Raw genomic sequence first — 619 nt, forward strand, 5'->3', positions numbered from 1 at the left:
CATGGGCTTATCATGGATCATTCGGCTTGCATTTGCGCCGCGTGATTGCTGCCCCCAACTGTAGATAGGCAACCAGAATGACAATCTACCACTCTTCCGATTTCGGCTGGACTGCTGGCCAGGACATCTCTGACGAATTCGCGGCACTGGCGCAAACGTTCAAACCGGGCGACACGTTTGTCTTCGATCATATGTACCAAATCTCCGCCCCCAGACCGATCACCCTACCGGATGATTTCACATTGGCTGGGGGTGCGCCGGGGGCCGGGCTCGATAGGATCGATACTGATAAGCATAGTGACGAGCTGATCCGTTTTGGTGCGAATAATACCGTCACGGATCTGACCGTTACACATAGCGAAGCACCAGACACTGGAAATTCGTCGCTCAGTGTTCAAGCTGGCGTAGACTATCACTGGCCGATTATGTTCTCTACAAGTGAAGACGGTTTAACCATTAGAAACAGCAGTTTTGAGGGGAACGTCAATATTTTTCTTGACGTCCGCGGGGGCGACAACCTCGTCATTGAAGACAGTGAATTTATCGGCGCTTCGACGCAGGTGCGCTTTTTAGGAGATGTCACCGGTGCAACGATCCACAACACTCTTTTTGATGGGGC

Annotated in this window: 1 protein-coding gene; it reads left to right on the forward strand. The window is 51.9% G+C overall.

Annotation, left to right across the window (positions count from 1 at the left end):
* Positions 1–77: 77 nt before the first annotated feature.
* Positions 78–619 (forward strand): hypothetical protein (locus ACR0JG_RS20775; protein WP_480572547.1); only part of this gene is annotated, 542 nt, incomplete at its 3' end.

Source organism: Ruegeria sp. AD5, assembly GCF_056542345.1.